We start from the raw sequence: 19,766 nt of genomic DNA, 5'->3' as shown, positions 1-19,766 counted from the left end.
AAACGCCCGGTTACATTCCGAACCCGGAAGCTAAGCCTTACAGCGCCGATGGTACTGCAGGGGGGACCCTGTGGGAGAGTAGGACGCCGCCGAACTCCTTTTAGAGCTCCGGCTCTTGGGCGTACAGCCCGAGAGCCGGAGCTTTTTTGCGTTGAGGTAAGGTCAGGGGCATCGTCGACACATTTCCCACAGGAGGATCCCGGGTGGAGGTCCAGGAGACGCGGGTCCAGACAGACCGCGTCCTCACCATCCCGAACATGCTCAGCATGGCGCGGCTCATTGGCGTACCCCTGTTCCTGTGGCTGATCCTCAGGCCGGAGTTCGGCGGTCCGAAAAGCGACGGCTGGGCGCTCCTGGTCCTGGCCCTCAGCGGCGTCAGCGACTACCTGGACGGCAAGCTGGCGCGACGGTGGAACCAGGTCAGCAGCCTGGGCCGGCTGCTCGACCCTGCCGCCGACCGGCTCTACATTCTTTCCACTCTGGTGGGTCTCACCTGGCGCGAGATTCTCCCGCTCTGGCTCACGGCCGTGCTCCTCGCCCGTGAGCTGGTTCTTCTCGTCATGGTGGGCATCCTCAGGCGGCACGGCTATCCGCCGCCCCAGGTGAACTTCCTGGGGAAGGCCGCCACGTTCAACCTCATGTATGCCTTCCCACTGCTCCTGCTCAGTGACGGAAGTGGCTGGATCTCGTCACTCGCTGCTATTTTCGGCTGGGCGTTCGCCGGATGGGGTACAACCCTGTATTGGTGGGCAGGAGTGCTCTACGTGGTCCAAGTCCGCCGCCTGATCCGTGCGGACGCCATGGCTGATTGACCTCGCTGACTGGTTCGCGCATTGTGGCGCGATGCCCGCAGTGGAACTGTGCGGGAGAACCCTGGCGGGTGAAGTCGGTCAGACCGTCGTCTCTTCGAGGAGGACGCTTCCGACATGAAGGCCGTCGTGATGGCCGGAGGCGAAGGCACCCGCCTTCGCCCCATGACCTCTAGCATGCCCAAGCCGCTCCTGCCGGTGGTCAACCGGCCGATCATGGAGCACGTTCTGAGGCTGCTCAAAAGGCATGGGCTCAACGAAACCGTTGTGACTGTCCAGTTCCTTGCGTCACTCGTCAAGAACTACTTCGGTGACGGCGAAGAGCTCGGAATGGAGCTCACCTACGCCAATGAGGAGACGCCGCTCGGTACCGCCGGGAGCGTCAAGAATGCCGAGGAGGCGCTCAAGGACGACGCTTTTCTCGTCATCTCCGGCGATGCCCTCACCGACTTCGACCTCACCGAGCTGATCAATTTCCACAAGGAAAAGGGCGCCCTCGTCACGGTCTGTCTGACCCGCGTGCCCAACCCGCTGGAATTCGGCATCACGATCGTGGACGAGGGAGGCAAGGTCGAGCGCTTCCTCGAGAAGCCGACCTGGGGACAGGTCTTCTCCGACACCGTGAACACCGGCATCTACGTCATGGAGCCGGAGGTCTTCGACTACGTCGAGCCCGATGTGTCCGTCGACTGGTCCGGTGACGTCTTCCCGCAGCTGATGAAGGAAGGCAAGCCGATCTACGGCTATATCGCCGAGGGGTACTGGGAGGACGTCGGCACCCACGAGAGCTATGTGAAGGCCCAGGCGGACGTCCTGGAGGGCAAGGTCGACGTCGACATCGACGGCTTCGAGATCTCCCCGGGCGTCTGGGTCGCCGAGGGCGCCGAGGTCCACCCCGACGCCGACCTGCGCGGGCCGCTGTACATCGGCGACTACGCCAAGGTCGAGGCCGGCGCGGAGATCCGCGAGCACACGGTCGTCGGGTCCAACGTCGTCGTCAAGAGCGGCGCCTTCCTGCACAAGTCCGTCGTCCACGACAACGTGTACGTCGGGCCGCACAGCAATCTGCGCGGCTGTGTCGTCGGCAAGAACACTGACATCATGCGGGCCGCGCGGATCGAGGACGGCGCCGTCATCGGGGACGAGTGCCTGATCGGTGAAGAATCGATCGTCCAGGGCAATGTGCGGGTGTACCCGTTCAAGACGATCGAGGCCGGTGCCTTCGTCAACACCTCGGTGATCTGGGAGTCCAGGGGCCAGGCGCACCTCTTCGGCGCCCGGGGAGTCTCCGGGATCCTGAACGTCGAGATCACCCCCGAACTCGCGGTGCGGCTGGCCGGCGCCTATGCGACGACCCTGAAGAAGGGCTCGACCGTCACCACGGCCCGCGACCACTCCCGAGGCGCCCGCGCCCTGAAGCGGGCGGTCATCTCCGCTCTGCAGGCCAGCGCCATCGACGTACGGGACCTGGAGAACGTGCCCCTACCCGTGGCGCGCCAGCAGACCGCGCGGGGCAGCGCGGGCGGCATCATGATCCGCACCACCCCCGGAGTGCCCGACTCCGTCGACATCATGTTCTTCGACGGGCAGGGCGCCGACCTGTCGATGGGCAGCCAGCGCAAGCTGGACCGGGTGTTCGCACGGCAGGAGTACCGGCGTGCCTTCCCGGGGGAGATCGGGGATCTGCACTTCCCGGCGAGCGTCTTCGACTCGTACACGGGGTCCCTGCTGCGCAACGTCGACATCACCGGCATCGCGGAGTCCGAACTCAAGGTGGTCGTGGACGCGTCCAACGGAAGCGCGGGCCTGGTGCTGCCGAGCCTCCTCGGCAAGCTGGGTGTCGACTCGCTGACCATCAATCCCGGCCTGGACGAGTCCAGGCCCACCGAGACGGCCGACATGCGGCGCTCCGGGCTGGTCCGGCTCGGGGAGATCGTGGCGTCCTCCGGAGCCGCGTTCGGCGTGCGGTTCGACCCCGTGGGCGAGCGGCTGTCGCTGGTAGACGAGAAGGGGCGGATCGTCGAGGACGACCGGGCGCTGCTCGTGATGCTCGACCTCATCGCCTCCGAGCGGCGCAGTGGCCGGGTCGCGCTGCCGGTGACCACCACGAGGATCGCCGAGCAGGTGGCGGCGTATCACGGCACGCAGGTCGAGTGGACGACCACCTCGCCCGACGACCTCACGCGCGTGGGCGGCGAGGAAGGCACGATCTTCGGCGGTGACGGCAAGGGCGGCTTCATCGTCCCCGAGTTCAGCAGTGTCTACGACGGCACGGCGGCCTTCGTACGCCTCATCGGCTTGGTGGCGCGCACCCAGCTCACGCTCAGCCAGATCGACGCGCGCATTCCCCGGGCGCATGTGCTCAAGCGGGACCTGGCAACCCCCTGGGCCGTCAAGGGCCTGGTGATGCGACGGGTCGTCGAGGCGGCCGGGGACCGCTTCGTGGACACCACCGACGGCGTGCGTGTGGTGGAGGCCGACGGCCGCTGGGTGATGGTGCTGCCCGACCCCGCGGAGGCCGTCACCCATTTGTGGGCCGAGGGCCCCGACGACGCCTCGGCGCAGGCGCTGCTCGACGAATGGTCGGCCGTCGTGGACAGCGCCGGACGGTAGAACGAGCGGTACGTGTGCGTGCCGGACAAGTGTCCCCAAGGGGGCCTGTCCGGCACGCCGCTAGGGCCGTTCGGAGGTAGTGGCCGTGGCGTGCGACGATGTGCGGCATGCCGCAGCAACCCCCCGTTCGGAGCACACCCGCGCGGCCCGCGCGCCCGGACGCCTCCATGTCGTTGATCACCAACGTCATGGACCACAGCCTCGACGACGGCTACGCCGAGGCCGCCGCGCGGAGGAAGGCCGACGGGGAGGACGGTCTGCCGAAGACCCTCAGGGCGAAGCTCGGCCTCGCCGTCGGTCTGGTGCTGGCGGCGCTGATCGTGACCGTCGGTGCCGCGCAGGCCCGGGTGGAGGCTCCCGTCGTCGCCAAGGAGCGCGAGGAGTTGATCGACCGGATCGACGAGGAGACCGAGGCCGCGGACCGGCTCGAGGACAGTGTCGACGAACTCCGCGCGGACGTGAGCGCCCGGCAGCGCGAGGCGCTCCGGGACAGCGGCGGAAACGACCGGTCGGCACTGGTGGGCATGCTGTCGGGCGCCACCGCGGTGCACGGGCCCGGGCTGCGGCTCGTGGTGAACGACGCCGAGGACGCGAGCGCGGGCGGTGACGGCGACGCCCGGTCGACCTCGGGGTTCTCCGACACCGGGCGGGTCCGCGACCGTGATATGCAGCGGGTGGTCAACGGACTGTGGGAGTCCGGCGCCGAGGCCGTGTCGATCAACGGGCAGCGGCTGACCGCCCTGTCGGCGATCAGGGCCGCGGGAGACGCGATACTGGTGGACAACAGGCCGCTGGTGCCGCCGTACACGGTGCTCGCGGTGGGGGACGGCGGGCGGCTCAGCGAGCGCTTCCAGAACAGCGCCGACGGGCTGTACCTGCACGCCCTGCAGGAGAACTACGGCATCAGGACCGCGATCTCCGTGGAGGACGACGTCCGGCTGCCCGCCGCACCGAGTGTGATCGTACGTACCGCACAGCCGATAACCGAGAAGGGCACATCGTGATCGCCGTACTGGGCCTCGTCGTGGGAGTGGTGGCCGGACTGTTGGTCCGGCCCGAGGTTCCGGCGGTCGTCGAGCCTTACTTGCCGATCGCCGTCGTCGCGGCGCTCGACGCCGTGTTCGGAGGGCTGCGGGCCATGCTCGACGGAATCTTCGACGACAAGGTCTTCGTCGTGTCGTTCCTGTCGAACGTGGTCGTCGCCGCGCTGATCGTGTTCCTCGGCGACAAGCTCGGCGTGGGGGCCCAGCTGTCCACGGGCGTGGTGGTCGTCCTCGGCATCCGCATCTTCTCCAACGCCGCGGCGATCCGCCGGCACGTGTTCCGGGCGTGAGGCCGATGAGTGAGCACGAGCACGACGAATCCACGCGCCCGGCGGTCTCCCGGCCCAGGACCGCTCCCGAGGAGCCGTCCCCGGCCGGCCTGCGCAGGGAACTGCCCGCGGAGGTACCCGCGGCCGAGCCCGCGCCCGCCGCAACGCCCTCCGGGGAGGACGCGGTGCGGGAGCCCGCCGGGCCGGAGGAGACCGGACGGCAGCGGCTGGTGAAGGGGCTGTGGCCGCCGCGAATCACCCGGGCCCAACTCATCGTCGCCCTGCTGCTGTTCGGTCTGGGCTTCGGACTGGCCGTCCAGGTGGCCTCCAACAGTGACGGTGACAGCGCGCTGCGCGGGGCACGTCAGGAAGATCTCGTGCGCATCCTCGATGAACTCGACGACCGCACAGAGCGTCTTGAGGACGAGAAGCAGGGTCTCGAGAAGCAGCGCGACGAGCTGGAGAACAGCTCCGACCAGGCGGAGGAGGCCCGCAAGCAGACGATCGAGAAGGAACGGCAACTCGGCGTCCTCGCGGGCACCGTGGCCGCGCAGGGGCCGGGGATCACGATGAATATCGAGGACCCGAAGGGCACGGTCGAGGCGGACATGCTGCTCGACGCCGTTCAGGAGCTGCGCGCGGCGGGCGCCGAGGCGATCCAGGTGAACGGTGTGCGGGTGGTGGCGAGCACCTATCTGACGGATTCGGGCAGCGGGATCGCCGTGGACGGGAACAAGATCACCGCCCCCTATCGTTTCAAGGTCATCGGCAAGCCGCAGGACCTCGAGCCGGCGCTCAACATCCCCGGAGGCGTGGTGCAGACTCTCGAGAAGGAACAGGCCACCGTTTCCGTGGAGCGGTCCAGCAAGATCGTTGTGGATGCCTTGCGGGCGGTGAAGCGGCCTGACTACGCTCGGTCGTCCTCCCAGTGAACCGGGGGTGCGTAGCGGGCGTCCGGCCAGGGCATGAGGTTGCGGGGGGTCGGCGCACCGAATGGGTGGTGCGTGGTGGAAACTGTCTGGCGGAGGCGGACGTTGTGAAGATGTCCGGGTCGGCCAATGTGTTCAGTCAGGGTTCGTCCTGCCCCACGGGCGGGTCTGTTTCGGTCAAGGGGAATCGCCCGTGAAGTTGTTTGCGAAGTTGTTCGGCAAGAGCGCGCGGCGAGAGGACAGCGACAACGCGACCGCTCGTCATCGCGCACAGCCTGATGCGGAAGGTCAGCGTCCGCTGTTTCGGGACCAGCTGGGTCAGGGCGCGCCGTCCGTTGACCCCGCACAGTCGGGCGGCATAGGTTTTGGACAGCCGTCGACCCCAGGTGCGGGCGGAGGGTTCTCCGAGCCGTACGCGTCCCAAGCCCCCGGTGGGCAGCCGCCGCAGGAGGATCCGTCCATGTCGGCCCTGGTGTGTACGAGGTGCGGTAACCGCAACGCGGAGAACAGCCGCTTCTGCTCCAACTGCGGCGCGCCGCTGAAGCCCGGAGTGGCCCCGGAGCGCCCCTCGGAGACGACGTCCACGATCTCCATCTCCGGTATCGAGGCATACGACGCCGAGGCCACCGGCCAGACGCAGATGCCGACGCTCTCTCCCGAGGCGCAGGCGGCCGTCGACGCGCTGCCGATGGGTTCGGCGCTCCTGGTCGTGCGCCGCGGGCCGAACTCGGGCAGCCGCTTCCTGCTGGACGGCGACCTGACCACGGCCGGGCGTCACCCGCAGAGCGACATCTTCCTGGACGACGTGACGGTCTCCCGGCGGCACGTGGAGTTCCGCCGGGGCCCGGACGGCTCGTTCACGGTCGCCGACGTCGGCAGCCTGAACGGCACGTACGTCAACCGCGAGCGGATCGACCAGGTCGCCCTGTCCAACGGTGACGAGGTGCAGATCGGCAAGTACCGGCTGGTCTTCTACGCGAGCCAGCGAGGCTGATGACCTCCCCGGATGCCATCCGGGGGACTCCAGGGAAGGTCCATGCTTCAGACACCCAGCGGCGGTGCCGGCAACGGCGCCGCCGCCGCGGACACCGGACGGATGAGCATCGGCGCGGTGCTGGGCGTGCTGCGTGAGGAGTTCCCCGACGTCACCATCTCCAAGATCCGCTTCCTGGAGTCGGAAGGGCTGATCGAGCCGCAGCGGACCCCGTCGGGGTACCGAAAGTTCAGCGCCCGGGACGTCGAGCGCCTCGGCCATGTGCTGAGGATGCAACGGGACCACTATCTGCCGCTCAAGGTGATCCGGGAGCACCTGGCGGCCATGGAGCGCGGGGAGGCCGTCCGGCTGCCCGCGCTGAGCCGTACGGGTGACGGTGACGCCGATGCGGAGCCGGCCGGCGACGACGGGCCCACGGCGGCCCGCATCGGGCGCGGCCAGCTGCTCGCGGCCGTCGGCGTAGGAGAGCCCGAGCTCGCCGAGTGGGAGTCGTACGGGCTGCTCGCTCCGGTCGAGGAGGGGGTGTACGACGCCGAGGCGGTCACCGTCGCCGGTCTCATCACGGAGCTGGGGCGGTTCGGTATCGAGCCACGTCATCTCAGGGCGATGAAGGCCGCCGCCGACCGGGAGGCCGGCCTCGTCGACCAGGTGGTGGCCCCGCTGCGCCGCCACCGGAACCCGCAGACCCGGGCGCACGCCGAGGCCCGTACGAAGGAGCTGGCCGGGCTCGCGGTGAGGCTGCACGCGGCACTGGTGCAGTCCGCGCTCGGGGTGCGGCTGCCGTGAGCCACCGGCTCAGGGGGCCGGATCGGGCACGCGTTCCCTGCCCGACTACCCAAACGTCCCGAGCACGGCCTAGGGTTGCTGTGTGAACGAGCTCGATGTCGTAGGTGTCCGGGTCGAGATGCCCTCCAACCAACCGATCGTGCTGTTGCGTGAGGTGGGCGGCGACCGCTACCTCCCCATCTGGATCGGACCGGGGGAGGCGACGGCCATCGCCTTCGCCCAGCAGGGCATGGCACCCGCACGGCCACTGACCCACGACCTGTTCAAGGACGTGCTGGAAGCCGTCGGACAGGAGCTCACGGAAGTGCGCATCACCGACCTGCGCGAGGGCGTGTTCTACGCCGAGCTGGTCTTCGCCAGCGGGGTCGAGGTGAGTGCCCGTCCGTCCGACGCCATAGCGCTGGCCCTGCGCACGGGCACGCCGATCTACGGCAGTGACACGGTGCTCGACGACGCCGGGATCGCCATCCCGGACGAGCAGGAGGACGAGGTGGAGAAGTTCCGCGAGTTCCTCGACCAGATCTCGCCGGAGGACTTCGGAAGCAGCAACCAGTGAGCGAGCGCGATCGGCGCCGCGTCAGCCGCGTCAACCGGTCGCGAGGGCCCCGGCGGAAGGCATTCGGCTAGCCTTTCCCCGCGGTGGGGCACGGGAAACCACTCTTAGGGTGATTATCACTCGGCGTGCCGAGTGTGGCGATCGTTGACGCACCCTTGGTGACTGCCTACCGTCGAGGAGGCAGGTCGAGGACGGAGGTCGGCGTGAGAAGCAGCGGCGACGGTACGGCTGGGGGTGCTCCCGAACCCGGTTTCGGGGCGAGCGGGCCGTATCCTCCCCAGGGCTCGCGGCTCCGCGTGGGCGGGGCGTATCCGATGCAGAGCGGCCCGATCGATCACGTTCCGCAGTGGCCGACGGCTGTGCCGGACGGCGGAGGGGCGGCGGCCATGGTGTCCGAGGAGATCGGTTACCGGGGGCCCACGGCCTGCGCGGCAGCCGGCATCACCTATCGGCAGCTCGACTACTGGGCCCGTACGGGGCTGGTCGAGCCCAGCGTGCGACCGGCCCATGGTTCGGGGTCACAGCGGCTGTACAGCTTCCGCGACGTCGTCGTCCTGAAGATCGTCAAACGGTTCCTGGACACCGGTGTCTCGCTGCAGAACATCCGCACCGCCGTACAGCATCTGCGCGAGCGCGGCTTCAGCGACCTGGAGCGCATGACGCTGATGAGCGACGGTGCCACGGTCTACGAGTGCACCTCGCCCGACGAGGTGCACTCGCTGCTCCAGGGCGGCCAGGGCGTCTTCGGCATCGCCGTGGGCGTGGTGTGGCGGGACGTCGAGAGCGCCCTCTCGCAGCTGCACGGGGAGCGCATCGACACCGGCGAGACCCTGGTCGGCCACAACCCGATGGACGAGCTGGCGCGCCGGCGCAACAAGGCCGTCTGAGACCCCTGTGTTCTGAGACCCCTGGGTGAAGAGGGCATTGTCAGTGGCGTAGGGCAGCATCGGACATGTGAGATCCGCGCCCACGATCCTGCATCTCGACATGGACGCCTTCTTCGCCTCGGTGGAGCAGGCGTCGAAGCCGAGCCTGCGCGGGAAGGCCGTGATCGTGGGCGGGCTCGGGCCCCGGGGAGTGGTCGCCACGGCCTCGTACGAGGCCCGGGTCTTCGGTGTGCACTCGGCGATGCCCATGTCCCAGGCCCGGCGGCTGGCGCCGAACGCCGCGTATCTCGTGCCGCGGTTCGCCCTCTACCGGTCGATCAGCGAGCAGGTGATGCAGCTGCTGCGGGCCCTGTCGCCGCTGGTGGAGCCGCTCAGCCTGGACGAGGCGTTCGTGGACCTGGAGGCCGGTGGCACCGCCTGGGACGAGCGGTCGGCCCGCCTGGCCGGAGCCAAGCTGCGCGCGGACATACGGGAGGTCACGGGGCTCACCGGTTCGGTGGGTCTGGCGGCCTCCAAGATGCTGGCGAAGATCGCGTCGGAGCAGGCCAAGCCGGACGGGCTGGTGGTCATCGAGCCGGGGACGGAGCGGGCGCTGCTGGGGCCGCTGTCGGTCCGGACCCTGCCGGGCGTGGGCCCGGCCACGGGAGACCATCTGCGCCGGGCCGGGATCCACACGGTCGACGAGCTCGCCGAGGCGGGGGAGGACGAGCTCGTACGGCTGCTCGGCAAGGCCCATGGGCACGCGCTGTTCGCCATGGCGCTGGCCCGGGACGAGCGGCCCGTGGTGGCCGAGCGGGAGACCAAGTCGGTGTCGGTTGAGGACACCTACGACGTGGACATCCACGACCGGGGGCGGGTCGGGACGGAAGTGCAGCGGCTCGCCGACCGGTGTGTGCGCAGACTGCGGGGGGCGGGCCTGTCGGGCCGGACCATCGTGCTGAAGGTGCGGCGGTACGACTTCTCCACGCTCACCCGGTCCGAGACCCTGCGGGGGCCCACCGACGATCCGGCCGTCGTGCGGGAGGCGGCGGCACGGCTGCTGGACTCGGTCGACACCACGGGCGGGGTGCGTCTGCTGGGAGTGGGGGTCAGCGGACTGGCCGACTACACCCAGGAGGACCTGTTCGCGCAGGCCGCCGGCGGGGGCGAGGAGGATCCGGTCAGCGAGGACACCGAGGCCGCGCCCACCGCGGAGGGCCCGGCGCCCGCCGAGCGGCGCTGGCCCGCGGGACACGACGTCCACCATGCCGCGCATGGACACGGGTGGGTGCAGGGCAGCGGACTGGGCCGGGTCACGGTGCGCTTCGAGACCCCCGACTCGGGCCCGGGCCGGGTGAAGACCTTCCGCGTCGACGACCCGGCGCTGGAACCGGCCGAGCCGCTGCCCCTGGTGTCACGCGGACCGGAGGAGGGCGAGGGCGTGAAGGCGGGCGGAGGGGCCGGGCCGGAGAGCGGGTGAGCGGGGCGGGTCAGGCCTGAGGGTCCTTCCCCGCGAGGTCGCCGGCGTCGCGGTCCCGAAGGGGCGGAGGGGCGGCGACGTCCAGACCGTAGTGGTGGTAGAGCTGGAGCTCCTGCTCGGGGGAGAGGTGGCGGCCCACACCGAAGTCGGGAGCGTCCTTGATCAGGGCGCGTTCGAACGGCACGTGGAGGGCACCGTCGATCAGTTCGCTCGGTTCCAGCGGGACGAAGGCGTCCCTGCTGAACAGTCCGGTGCGTATCGCCGCCCATTCCGGTACGCCGGTGGCGTCGTCGAGGTACACCTCGTCGATCGTGCCGATCCGGGTTCCGTTGCGGTCGAACGCCTTGCGGCCGATCAGGTTGCGCGGATCGATGTCGGTCTGCACGGGCCCTCCACTGGTCGCAAACTCATCAGTAAGCACTACAAAAAGGCACAATCGGCAGTGCGGCCACTCGAAGGCCCCGTGCTGTGCCCGCTGGTACTCTGACAATCGGCCGCTGACCCCGTGCGGGAGAGTCCTCCAAGCACCATCGGAGGCGCCGAAGGAGCAAATCCTCCCCGGAATCTCTCAGGCACACGTACCGCACGGACGAGGTCACTCTGGAAAGCAGGGCGGGTGTCGACGGCTTCCGCTCTCACCGACGGTGAAAACCGGATTCCTGCGGGCGGTCCGGTGAAGCTCTCAGGTTGAGATGACAGAGGGGGAGGCCGTCCGGGCACCTGCGCCGTGGTGCCCCTCGAAGGTCGTCGGACCAGGAGGCCTCCTCAATGACCGCCCCTCGCACCCCGCTCTCCGAGCTCGAACAGGGAATCCCCTTCGAGCAGCGTCACATCGGCCCCGACCACGAGGCCCGGGCCAAGATGCTCGCCCAGGTCGGGTACGGCTCGCTGGACGAGCTGACGGCCGCCGCCGTGCCCGATGTCATCAAGAACGCCGACGCGCTGGACCTGCCGGGTGCGCGGAGCGAGGCCGAGGTGCTGGCCGAGCTGCGCGCGCTGGCCGACCGCAACGAGGTGCTCGGCTCCATGATCGGGCTCGGGTACTACGGCACCTTCACCCCGCCCGTCATCCTGCGCAACGTGATGGAGAACCCCGCCTGGTACACGGCCTACACGCCGTACCAGCCCGAGATCTCCCAGGGCCGGCTCGAGGCGCTGCTGAACTTCCAGACCGTGGTCGCCGAGCTCACCGGCCTGCCGACCTCCGGTGCCTCGCTGCTCGACGAGGGCACCGCCGCCGCCGAGGCCATGGCGCTGTCCCGGCGCATGGGCAAGAACAAGAAGGGCCTGTTCCTGGTCGACGCGGACGCCCTTCCGCAGACGATCGCCGTGATCGAGACCCGCGCCGAGCCGACCGGCGTCGAGGTCGTCGTCGCCGACCTGAGCGACGGCATCCCGGCCGAGCTCGCCGAGCGCGACATCAACGGCGTACTGATCCAGTACCCGGGCGCCTCCGGTGCCGTACGCGACATCAAGCCGGTGATCGACCGGGCGCACGAGCTGGGCGCGCTCGTCACGGTCGCCGCCGACCTGCTCGCCCTTACCCTGCTGAAGTCGCCCGGTGAGCTGGGCGCGGACATCGCCGTCGGCACCACCCAGCGCTTCGGCGTGCCGATGGGCTTCGGCGGACCGCACGCCGGCTACATGGCCGTACAGGAGAAGATGGCGCGCAGTCTGCCCGGGCGGCTCGTCGGCGTCTCCGTCGACGCGGACGGACACAACGCCTACCGTCTCGCCCTCCAGACCCGTGAGCAGCACATCCGCCGCGAGAAGGCCACCAGCAACATCTGCACCGCCCAGGTGCTGCTCGCCGTCATGGCCGGGATGTACGCCGTCTACCACGGACCCGAGGGGTTGCGGCTGATCGCCCGGCGCACCCACCGTTACGCCACCGTCCTCGCCGAGGGGCTGCGGGCCGGCGGAGCCGAGATCGTGCACGGCGCCTACTTCGACACACTGACCGTGCGCGTCCCCGGGCGGGCCGCCGAGGTCGTCGCCGCCGCCCGCGACAACGGCGTCAACCTGCGTCTCGTCGACGCCGACCTCGTCTCGATCGCCTGCGACGAGACGACCACCCGGGACCGGCTGGCCGCCGTATGGAGCGCCTTCGGCGTCGACGGTGACGTCGAGGCGCTGGACGCGGCCGCGCGGGACGCGTTGCCGGACGCCCTGCTGCGCAACGACGAGTACCTGACGCACCCCGTCTTCCACCAGCACCGCTCGGAGACCGCGATGCTGCGCTACCTGCGCCGGCTCGCCGACCGCGACTACGCGCTGGACCGCGGCATGATCCCGCTGGGTTCCTGCACCATGAAGCTCAACGCGACCACGGAGATGGAGCCGGTCACCTGGCCCGAGTTCGGGCAGCTGCACCCGTTCGCGCCCGCCGAGCAGGCGCAGGGCTACCTCACGCTCATCCGCGAGCTGGAGGAACGTCTCGCCGAGGTCACCGGCTACGACAAGGTCTCCCTCCAGCCCAACGCCGGCTCCCAGGGCGAGCTGGCCGGTCTGCTGGCGGTGCGTGGCTACCACCGGGCCAACGGCGACGAGCAGCGCACCGTCTGCCTCATCCCGTCCTCCGCGCACGGCACCAACGCCGCGAGCGCCGTGATGGCCGGCATGAAGGTCGTCGTCGTCAAGACGTCCGACGACGGCGAGATCGACGTCGCGGACCTGCGGGCCAAGATCGCGCAGCACCGCGACGAGCTCGCCGTGCTGATGATCACCTACCCCTCGACGCACGGTGTGTTCGAGGAGCACGTCGCCGACATCTGCGCCGAGGTCCACGAGGCCGGCGGCCAGGTGTACGTGGACGGCGCCAACCTCAACGCCCTGGTGGGTCTGGCCAAGCCCGGCCACTTCGGCGGCGACGTCTCCCACCTGAACCTGCACAAGACCTTCTGCATCCCGCACGGCGGCGGCGGCCCCGGCGTCGGCCCGGTCGGCGTGCGGGCGCACCTCGCCCCCCACCTGCCCAACCACCCGCTCCAGCCCGAGGCCGGGCCGGAGACGGGCGTGGGGCCCATCTCGGCGGCCCCGTGGGGCTCCGCGGGCATTCTGCCCATCTCCTGGGCGTACGTCCGGCTCATGGGCGGCGAGGGCCTGAAGCGGGCCACGCAGGTGGCCGTGCTCAGCGCCAACTACATCGCCAAGCGCCTCGAGCCGCACTACCCGGTGCTCTACACCGGCCCCGGCGGGCTGGTCGCCCACGAGTGCATCATCGACCTGCGCCCGCTGACCAAGGCGACCGGCATCACCGTGGACGACGTGGCCAAGCGTCTGATCGACTACGGCTTCCACGCGCCGACGATGTCGTTCCCGGTGGCCGGCACCCTGATGATCGAGCCGACCGAGTCCGAGGACCTGGCGGAACTCGACCGGTTCTGCGAGACGATGATCGCGATCCGCGCCGAGATCGAGAAGGTCGGCTCCGGCGAGTGGCCCGCGGACGACAACCCGCTCCGCAACGCCCCGCACACCGCCGCCGCGCTCGGCGGGGAGTGGGAGCACGCGTACGACCGCCAGGAGGCCGTCTTCCCGGCAGGGGTGAGCGCCGCCGACAAGTACTGGCCGCCGGTCCGTCGCATCGACCAGGCCTTCGGCGACCGCAACCTGGTCTGCTCCTGCCCGCCGCTGGACGCCTACGAGGACTGAAGTGCACCGAAGGGCCCCCGCGCCGACGCCGGAGCGGGGGCCCTTCGGCGTGTGCGCGGCTGCAGCCGTCGCGGGGACTGGCCCCCGTCAGGCCGGATACGCGTGTGTCTGGGTCGCCTTGACCGCCGCCCAGACCGGTGCGCCCGGATGCAGATCAAGTTCGGCCGCGGCGACCGTGGTGAGGTCGGCGGCCAGGGAGAGTTCCCCGGTGAGCTCCGCGCGGATCTGGTCGCCGTGGCTCTCCAGCCCGGCGACCGCGCAGTGCCAGAGGTTGCGGGCGCTGGACCCGGTGGGCCGTTCCCGGTGGAGCGTCACCGCGCCGGGCGGGAATGCCACGAACACCGGCCCGGAGAGGTCCTCGGTGGTGCTGACGGCCGGGCCCGCGTCGAGCCGCACCGTGTGGCCGTCCGCCTGCCCGCGGTACAGGTTGAGGCCGACCAGCTGGGCGATGTACTCGGTGCGCGGGTGACGGGCGATGTCGGACGGCGTGCCCTCCTGCACGATCCGGCCCTGCTCCACGACCACCAGACGGTCGGCCAGCACCATGGCGTCCAGCGGGTCGTGCGTGACCAGGACCGCGACGGCCTCGAAGGCAGCCAGATGACGGCGCAGCTGTGCGCGCACCTCCAGCCTGGTGCGGGCGTCCAGGGCGGCGAGCGGTTCGTCCAGGAGCAGCAGCCGGGGGTGGGTGGCCAGGGCGCGGGCGAGCCCCACGCGCTGGGCCTGGCCGCCGGAGAGATGCCGGGGCTTGGTACCGGCCTGCTCCGCCAGCCCCATCCGGTCCAGCCACCCGGCGGCACGGGCTCGTGCCTCCGCCTTGCCGGCGCCCCGGCAGCGCGGTCCGAAGGCCACGTTGTCCAGGGCGGTCAGATGCGGGAAGAGCAGGTAGTCCTGGAAGACGACACCCACCGGACGTGACTCCGGCGCCGTCCGGCGCAGGTCGATGCCGTCCAGCCGCAGGTGGCCCGCGGTGAGGGGAGCGAGGCCCGCCAGTGCGCGCAGGGCCGTGGTCTTGCCGGCGCCGTTCGGGCCCAGCAGGGCGACGACATCGCCGGGGGCGGCGGTCAGCGCGATGTCGAGGCGGAAGGAACCGCGGTCCACAACGAGCCGCGCGTCCAGCCCGCCGGCGGCGGGCACGGGTGCGGGGGTCTCGCGATTCTTCGGCATGGTGTCAGACGGCCCTCATCCAGCGGTCCCGCAGCCCGGCCAGTACGGCGATGGACACCGCCAGCAGGACCAGGCTGAGGGCGATCGCGGCGGCCGGGTCGTTCTGCAGGGCGAGGTAGACCGCCAGCGGCATGGTCTGGGTGCGGCCGGGGAAGTTCCCGGCGAAGGTGATCGTGGCGCCGAACTCGCCGAGGGCGCGGGCCCAGGCGAGGACCGCACCGGCCGCGATGCCGGGGGCGACCAGCGGCAGCGTGACCCGGCGGAAGGCGGTGAAGCGGGAGGCGCCCAGCGTCGCGGCCGCCTCCTCGTAGCGCGGGTCGGCGGCCCGCAGCGTGCCCTCGACGCTGATGACGAGGAAGGGCATCGCCACGAACGTCTCGGCGAGGACGACGCCCGTGGTGGTGAACGGAAGGGTGATGCCGAACCACGCGTTCAGCCACTGGCCGACGACGCCGTTGCGGCCCAGCGCCAGCAGCAGGGCGACGCCGCCCACCACCGGAGGCAGGACGAGCGGAAGCGTCACCAGCGCGCGGACCAGGCCCCGGCCGGGGAAGTCCGTACGGGCCAGCAGCCAGGCCAGCGGGACGCCGACGACCAGGCTCAGCGCGGTCGCCGTCGTGGCGCACAGCAGCGACAGCCGCAGAGCCTCCCACACCTCCGGGCTGGTCAGCTGCTCGGGGAGACTCCGCCAGGGAGCGCGCAGCAGCAGGGCGAGCAGGGGCACCAGGAGGAACGCCAGGCCGAGCAGGGCGGGCAGGAGGAGGGCGAGCGGGACGCCGTGGCCGGGGGCGCGGAGAGGGGGCTTCAAGAGAGTTTCGCGGGTGCTCATGGTGCGAGGAACCCGGCCGCGCCCAGCACCTTCCGGCCCTCCGGAGACGTCACCAGTGTCACGAACGCCTTCGCCGCCTCGGGGTTCGGCGCGTCGTCGAGCCGGGCGATGGGATAGTCGTTGACCGCCTCGGCGGACTCCGGGAATTCCACACCCTCCACCTTGTCACCGGCGGCCTGCACATCCGTGCGGTACACGACGGCGGCGTCGGCCTCCTTCAGCCGTAGCTTCGTCAGGGCGCTCTTGACGTCCTGTTCATAGGACGCGGGGGACAGTTCGACGCCGCCGGCCGTGAGCGCCCTCCGCGCGGCCGTCCCGCAGGGGACCGTCCTGTCGCACAGTACGACCTTCAGGCCGGGAGCGGTGAGGTCCCGGAGGGAGCCGATCCCGTGCGGGTTGCCCGGAGCGGTGGCGATCTCCAGCCGGTTGCGGACGAACGTGCTGGGGCTGTCCGCCGTGAGCCCCTGGTCCGTGACGAGCCGCATCGTCCTGGTACTGGCCGCCGCGAACACGTCGGCCGGAGCGCCGTTGGCGATGCCCGCGGCCAGGGCGTCGCTGCCGCCGAAGTTGAAGGTGACCCGGGTGCCGGGGTGTTCCTTTTCGAACCGCTCACCGAGCTCGGTGAAGCTCTCCTTCAGCGAGGCGGCCGCGAACACCGTGACCGTGCCGTTCAGGCCCTCACCGCCCGCCCCGGAGACGGAGTCCGAGCCGGACGCGGAGCAGGCGCCCAGCGCGAGGACGGCCCCGGCCCCGAGCACGCCGATCCGGCGGGACGGGCGTGTCCACTGAGCGGAACGGGTCATCTCGGAGCACTCCCTGGGCGGCTGGGGGAAGGGTCCTGCGGAACTTCTGCCGATACGCCGATCATTTTGACGCATGTGCCAGGCGGAAGGCCTCTATATCATCGCATGAGCGAGGCAAAGGTCTGAGGGGGCCTGCATGTGCGTTCCCACAGGCGCACTTCCTCACTCAAGTGCGGTCGATATGGACGTTTGTCGACTTCACCCGCGCGGTGGCCTCCACGCCGACTTCGAGCCCCAGTTCCTCCACGGCCTCACGGGTGAGCAGGGAGACGAGACGGTGCGGCCCGGCCTGGATCTCGACCTGGGCGGCGACATCGCCGAGCTTGATCGCTGTGACGATGCCGGGAAAGGCATTGCGGGCGGAGGTGTACGGGGTGTCCTCCTCGGCGCTGCCCGCCTTGGCGAGTTCGACGGAGAAGGCGGCCAAGTCCCGGCCGTCGATGAGGCGCCGTCCGCCGTCGTCGCGATGGGTGACGATACGACCCGCGTCGGCCCAGCGTCGGGCGGTGTCCGGGCTCACTCCGAGCAGCCTCGCTGCCTGGCCGATCGTGTAGGACTGCATGCCGCTCACCCTAGGCCGGGGGTGCGGCCCCCGGGCCCGGGTGGGCGGCCTGAACCGGTCAGCGCCGGTCGGCGGATGCCGCCGTACTCGACCGGACGACGAGCTCCGTACCCAGTTCCACACGGGACGAGTTCGGCTGTTCGCCATGGCTGGGGCGGGGCACCGTACGGGCGGCGAGTTCGCCTATGTCGGAGAGGGGCTGGCGGGCCTTGGTCAGGGGCGGGGCCGACCAGCGGACTTCCGGGAGGTCGTCGAAGCCGACCACGCTCATGTCCTCCGGGACTCTCAGCCCCGGCCGCGCAGCGCCTCGATGGCTCCCAGGGCCATCTGGTCGTCGGCCGGGCCGATCGTGGGCACGTCCGAGGCGGGGGAGCCTGCCGGGTCCACGACGCCCAGCGGGATCCCCAGGACCCGCAACTCCTCGCGCAGGGTGTTCATCGCGGAGGTGACCAGGAGGACGCCGTGGGACGCGTGCGCCGGCAGGTTGCGCGTCCACTCCCGGGCGTTGCCCGAACGCCCGCGGATCGCCGACACCACCGTGCCCGCCCCGGCGGCTTGGGCGGCCTCCTCGAAGCCACGGATGATCTCCACGGCCCAGGGGCTGCCGAGGTCGTCGAAGACCAGGTCGAGCAGGACCGCGCGCGAGGCGGAGGAACTCGGGGCGCTTGCGGTAGCCCTGGCGGCGCAGCAGGTCCTCGACCCGGGCGCGGGTCTGCGGGGAGACGTCGGAGCGGCCGTTGACGACACGGAGACGGTCGGTACCGAGACGCCGGCCTGCCGGGCGATCTCCGTGATCGTGACTCTGCCCTCGGCATCGGCCTCATGTGCTGCCGGGAGGGAGGATGATCGTCGGGAGCGGGCGCTGATCACCCCGGCCCGGGTGGAGGGCTACGCTGAGTGATGGGCCCCGGACGTGCGTCGGGGCCGGTTCGCAGGAGGTCCTGCGTTCCGGCCCCTCTTCTTCCCGGGCGGTCCCGTTGTGCCCGGTCGTGCTCAGGCGGTGGTGAGGCTGGCGCCCCGGGGGCGCTGCGGGGCGATGATCCTGCCGTCGGGCAGGAGCTCACCGGTGTCCTCGAAGAGCACGACACCGTTGCACAGCAGGCTCCAGCCCTGCTCCGGGTGGTGCGCCACGAGACGGGCGGATTCCCGGTCGGCGGAGTCGGCTGAGGGGCACGGTGGCTGGTGCTGGCACATGGGTGGGATCTCTCGCTCGGTGGTGACCTGTGAGTCGGCTGTTGTTTCAGTTCCGCGGCGTGAAGCTTCGTTCATGACCGCCCCCCGTTGTGATAAGTCGGTCGGAAAACAGTGTTGCCCCATGGACGACGATCCGCAGGGATTTCGCAGCACCGCTCCTCACAGGTTGATGACGCATCACTCGCGCGGACGGTTCATCTCAACTGCACTGTCACTTCGGGTGGTTCGACGTGGCCGGATAGGGCTAGTCCCTGCCGTGCGGCCCGGCGTCCGGCATGGGTGTACCCCGCGGTCCGGCGTCCCGGACGGCGGGGTACACGGTCGTAAAACGTCAGGCCGGTGAGCCGAGCAGCCGGGTGGGGGTCGCCCGGTGCGTCAGTACCGGAAGGAGTTCGGTGACCTGGTGCGGACGGTGGGCCGCGATGCCGGGCGGTGCCGGCGCGAGCGGGACGAGCAGATCGGTGGGGGCGGGATCGCCGCCCGCGCCGTCCGCGGTCGGATCGCCGTGCAGCCATAGCGTCAGCATGTAGAGGCGGGGCACCGACAGCAGCCGCGGCTGGTAGGGCTGGGGCAGGGCCTCGGCCTGGCGCAGCGCCAGCTCGGTGGACGTGATGTACGGACCTTCGAAGAAGCGGGAGAAGGTCCATCCGTCGGCGGTGAGCACGGTGTCCGCGGCGGCCACCGCGCGGTCGCCGGTGCGGATCAGGAAACGCCACCCGGCCAGCCGTGTCGTGGTCCCGCCGTCGGCGGTGACCCGGTCCAGGACGTGCACGGGAAGGGGGAGCTCGGGGGAGGCGGGTCCATGGGCACCGAGCAGCGAGGGAGTTCGCGCCTCGCTGACCGCGGTCGGTGAGGAGAGCGCGGTCAGGACGGAACGCAGTGCGGGCGCGGGAGCCGGGGGGACATGCAGGGGCATGGTGGGTCGCCTCTCATTCGAAGGCACAGTGGCGCGAGGGCGGGGCGTGGGCGGGGCGGACGGCGCTGTCAGCTCGCGAAGGTCAGAGAGGCAGGGGCCGGGGTCCGAACGCGGGAGACGGGGCGGAGGACTGCCGCACGCCTTCTCCCGGCTGGATCGCTCGACCGTGGGCGCCAACCTTCTGCCTTGTGGGCGAAGTTTATACGACACGTGTTCAGACTGTGTTTCGGCTAACCGTTTTCGGTCGGGCGCGCAAGGGTACTTCTGGCCGGTGAAACGCGAAAATCATCCCGATT

The 19,766-nt window shown here is 70.5% G+C and carries 18 protein-coding genes, 1 rRNA gene, 1 pseudogene and 1 riboswitch; of the genes and pseudogenes, 12 read left to right on the top strand and 8 right to left on the bottom strand.

From position 1 onward, the window contains the following. The 11 genes from rrf to AB0L56_RS26700 all read left to right on the top strand — a co-directional run. Positions 1–95: ribosomal RNA gene (rrf, locus tag AB0L56_RS26750) — 5S ribosomal RNA — on the top strand; the annotation flags it as partial. A gap of 108 nt (positions 96–203) precedes the next feature. Further along, positions 204–812 carry a CDP-alcohol phosphatidyltransferase family protein gene (locus tag AB0L56_RS26745; RefSeq protein WP_361024241.1) on the top strand — a complete coding sequence of 203 codons (609 nt, stop codon included), beginning with the start codon at positions 204–206 and terminating at the stop codon, positions 810–812. A gap of 114 nt (positions 813–926) precedes the next feature. Next, positions 927–3,422 (top strand): mannose-1-phosphate guanyltransferase, encoded by a 2,496-nt coding sequence (locus tag AB0L56_RS26740; protein ID WP_361024238.1) that lies wholly within the window; start codon positions 927–929, stop codon positions 3,420–3,422. A gap of 107 nt (positions 3,423–3,529) precedes the next feature. Then, positions 3,530–4,426, top strand: coding sequence for a DUF881 domain-containing protein (locus AB0L56_RS26735; RefSeq protein ID WP_365427366.1), 897 nt, complete (start codon positions 3,530–3,532; stop codon positions 4,424–4,426). Beyond that, complete coding sequence (locus AB0L56_RS26730) at positions 4,423–4,755, top strand: small basic family protein (RefSeq protein WP_003988855.1); 333 nt, start codon at positions 4,423–4,425, stop codon at positions 4,753–4,755. Before AB0L56_RS26735 ends, AB0L56_RS26730 begins: the two co-directional genes overlap by 4 nt. Before the next feature lie 5 nt (positions 4,756–4,760). Then, a complete protein-coding gene (locus tag AB0L56_RS26725) occupies positions 4,761–5,666 on the top strand; it encodes a DUF881 domain-containing protein (protein ID WP_365427363.1) in 906 nt (301 codons plus the stop codon). Positions 5,667–5,727: 61 nt separating this feature from the next. Continuing rightward, positions 5,728–6,657, top strand: coding sequence for an FHA domain-containing protein (locus tag AB0L56_RS26720; RefSeq protein ID WP_361024229.1), 930 nt, complete (start codon positions 5,728–5,730; stop codon positions 6,655–6,657). Between the two features lie 42 nt (positions 6,658–6,699). Then, positions 6,700–7,443 carry a MerR family transcriptional regulator gene (locus tag AB0L56_RS26715; protein WP_365427359.1) on the top strand — a complete coding sequence of 248 codons (744 nt, stop codon included), beginning with the start codon at positions 6,700–6,702 and terminating at the stop codon, positions 7,441–7,443. 82 nt (positions 7,444–7,525) lie between these two features. Beyond that, on the top strand, positions 7,526–7,999 hold the full coding sequence (locus AB0L56_RS26710; protein ID WP_030833746.1) for a bifunctional nuclease family protein: 474 nt from the start codon (positions 7,526–7,528) through the stop codon (positions 7,997–7,999). Between the two features lie 203 nt (positions 8,000–8,202). Further along, positions 8,203–8,886: a MerR family transcriptional regulator gene (locus AB0L56_RS26705; protein WP_365427356.1), complete on the top strand. Its 684-nt coding sequence runs from the start codon at positions 8,203–8,205 to the stop codon at positions 8,884–8,886. Between the two features lie 67 nt (positions 8,887–8,953). Then, positions 8,954–10,345 carry a DNA polymerase IV gene (locus tag AB0L56_RS26700; RefSeq protein WP_365427353.1) on the top strand — a complete coding sequence of 464 codons (1,392 nt, stop codon included), beginning with the start codon at positions 8,954–8,956 and terminating at the stop codon, positions 10,343–10,345. Positions 10,346–10,355: 10 nt separating this feature from the next. Here AB0L56_RS26700 and AB0L56_RS26695 read toward each other — a convergent pair whose 3' ends face one another. Continuing rightward, positions 10,356–10,730, bottom strand: a complete 375-nt coding sequence (locus AB0L56_RS26695) for a PRC-barrel domain-containing protein (RefSeq protein ID WP_361024216.1) — start codon at positions 10,728–10,730, stop codon at positions 10,356–10,358. Between the two features lie 113 nt (positions 10,731–10,843). Further along, a riboswitch (glycine riboswitch) is annotated at positions 10,844–10,939 on the top strand. A 174-nt stretch (positions 10,940–11,113) separates the two neighbouring features. Between AB0L56_RS26695 and gcvP the strand changes: the two genes are divergently transcribed. Further along, positions 11,114–13,999, top strand: coding sequence for an aminomethyl-transferring glycine dehydrogenase (gcvP, locus tag AB0L56_RS26690; RefSeq protein WP_365427350.1), 2,886 nt, complete (start codon positions 11,114–11,116; stop codon positions 13,997–13,999). Positions 14,000–14,086: 87 nt separating this feature from the next. Here gcvP and AB0L56_RS26685 read toward each other — a convergent pair whose 3' ends face one another. From AB0L56_RS26685 to AB0L56_RS26655, 7 genes and pseudogenes are all read right to left on the bottom strand, one after another. Beyond that, positions 14,087–15,166: an ABC transporter ATP-binding protein gene (locus AB0L56_RS26685; protein ID WP_365427347.1), complete on the bottom strand. Its 1,080-nt coding sequence runs from the start codon at positions 15,164–15,166 to the stop codon at positions 14,087–14,089. A 4-nt stretch (positions 15,167–15,170) separates the two neighbouring features. Further along, complete coding sequence (locus AB0L56_RS26680) at positions 15,171–15,995, bottom strand: ABC transporter permease (protein ID WP_361024208.1); 825 nt, start codon at positions 15,993–15,995, stop codon at positions 15,171–15,173. Further along, complete coding sequence (gene modA / locus AB0L56_RS26675) at positions 15,992–16,798, bottom strand: molybdate ABC transporter substrate-binding protein (RefSeq protein WP_365427343.1); 807 nt, start codon at positions 16,796–16,798, stop codon at positions 15,992–15,994. Before modA ends, AB0L56_RS26680 begins: the two co-directional genes overlap by 4 nt. Positions 16,799–16,964: 166 nt before the next feature. Continuing rightward, complete coding sequence (locus AB0L56_RS26670; RefSeq protein WP_361024202.1) at positions 16,965–17,360, bottom strand: helix-turn-helix transcriptional regulator; 396 nt, start codon at positions 17,358–17,360, stop codon at positions 16,965–16,967. Between the two features lie 58 nt (positions 17,361–17,418). Beyond that, positions 17,419–18,155: pseudogene (locus AB0L56_RS26665) on the bottom strand (substrate-binding domain-containing protein). 198 nt (positions 18,156–18,353) lie between these two features. Beyond that, positions 18,354–18,554, bottom strand: a complete 201-nt coding sequence (locus AB0L56_RS26660) for a DUF5999 family protein (protein ID WP_037935139.1) — start codon at positions 18,552–18,554, stop codon at positions 18,354–18,356. 331 nt (positions 18,555–18,885) lie between these two features. Next, positions 18,886–19,470, bottom strand: coding sequence for a hypothetical protein (locus tag AB0L56_RS26655; protein ID WP_365427340.1), 585 nt, complete (start codon positions 19,468–19,470; stop codon positions 18,886–18,888). Positions 19,471–19,766 lie beyond the last annotated feature (296 nt).

Source organism: Streptomyces sp. NPDC052079 (assembly GCF_040680275.1).
Lineage (GTDB): Bacteria > Actinomycetota > Actinomycetes > Streptomycetales > Streptomycetaceae > Streptomyces.
This window is presented reverse-complemented; position numbering and strand designations above follow the sequence as displayed.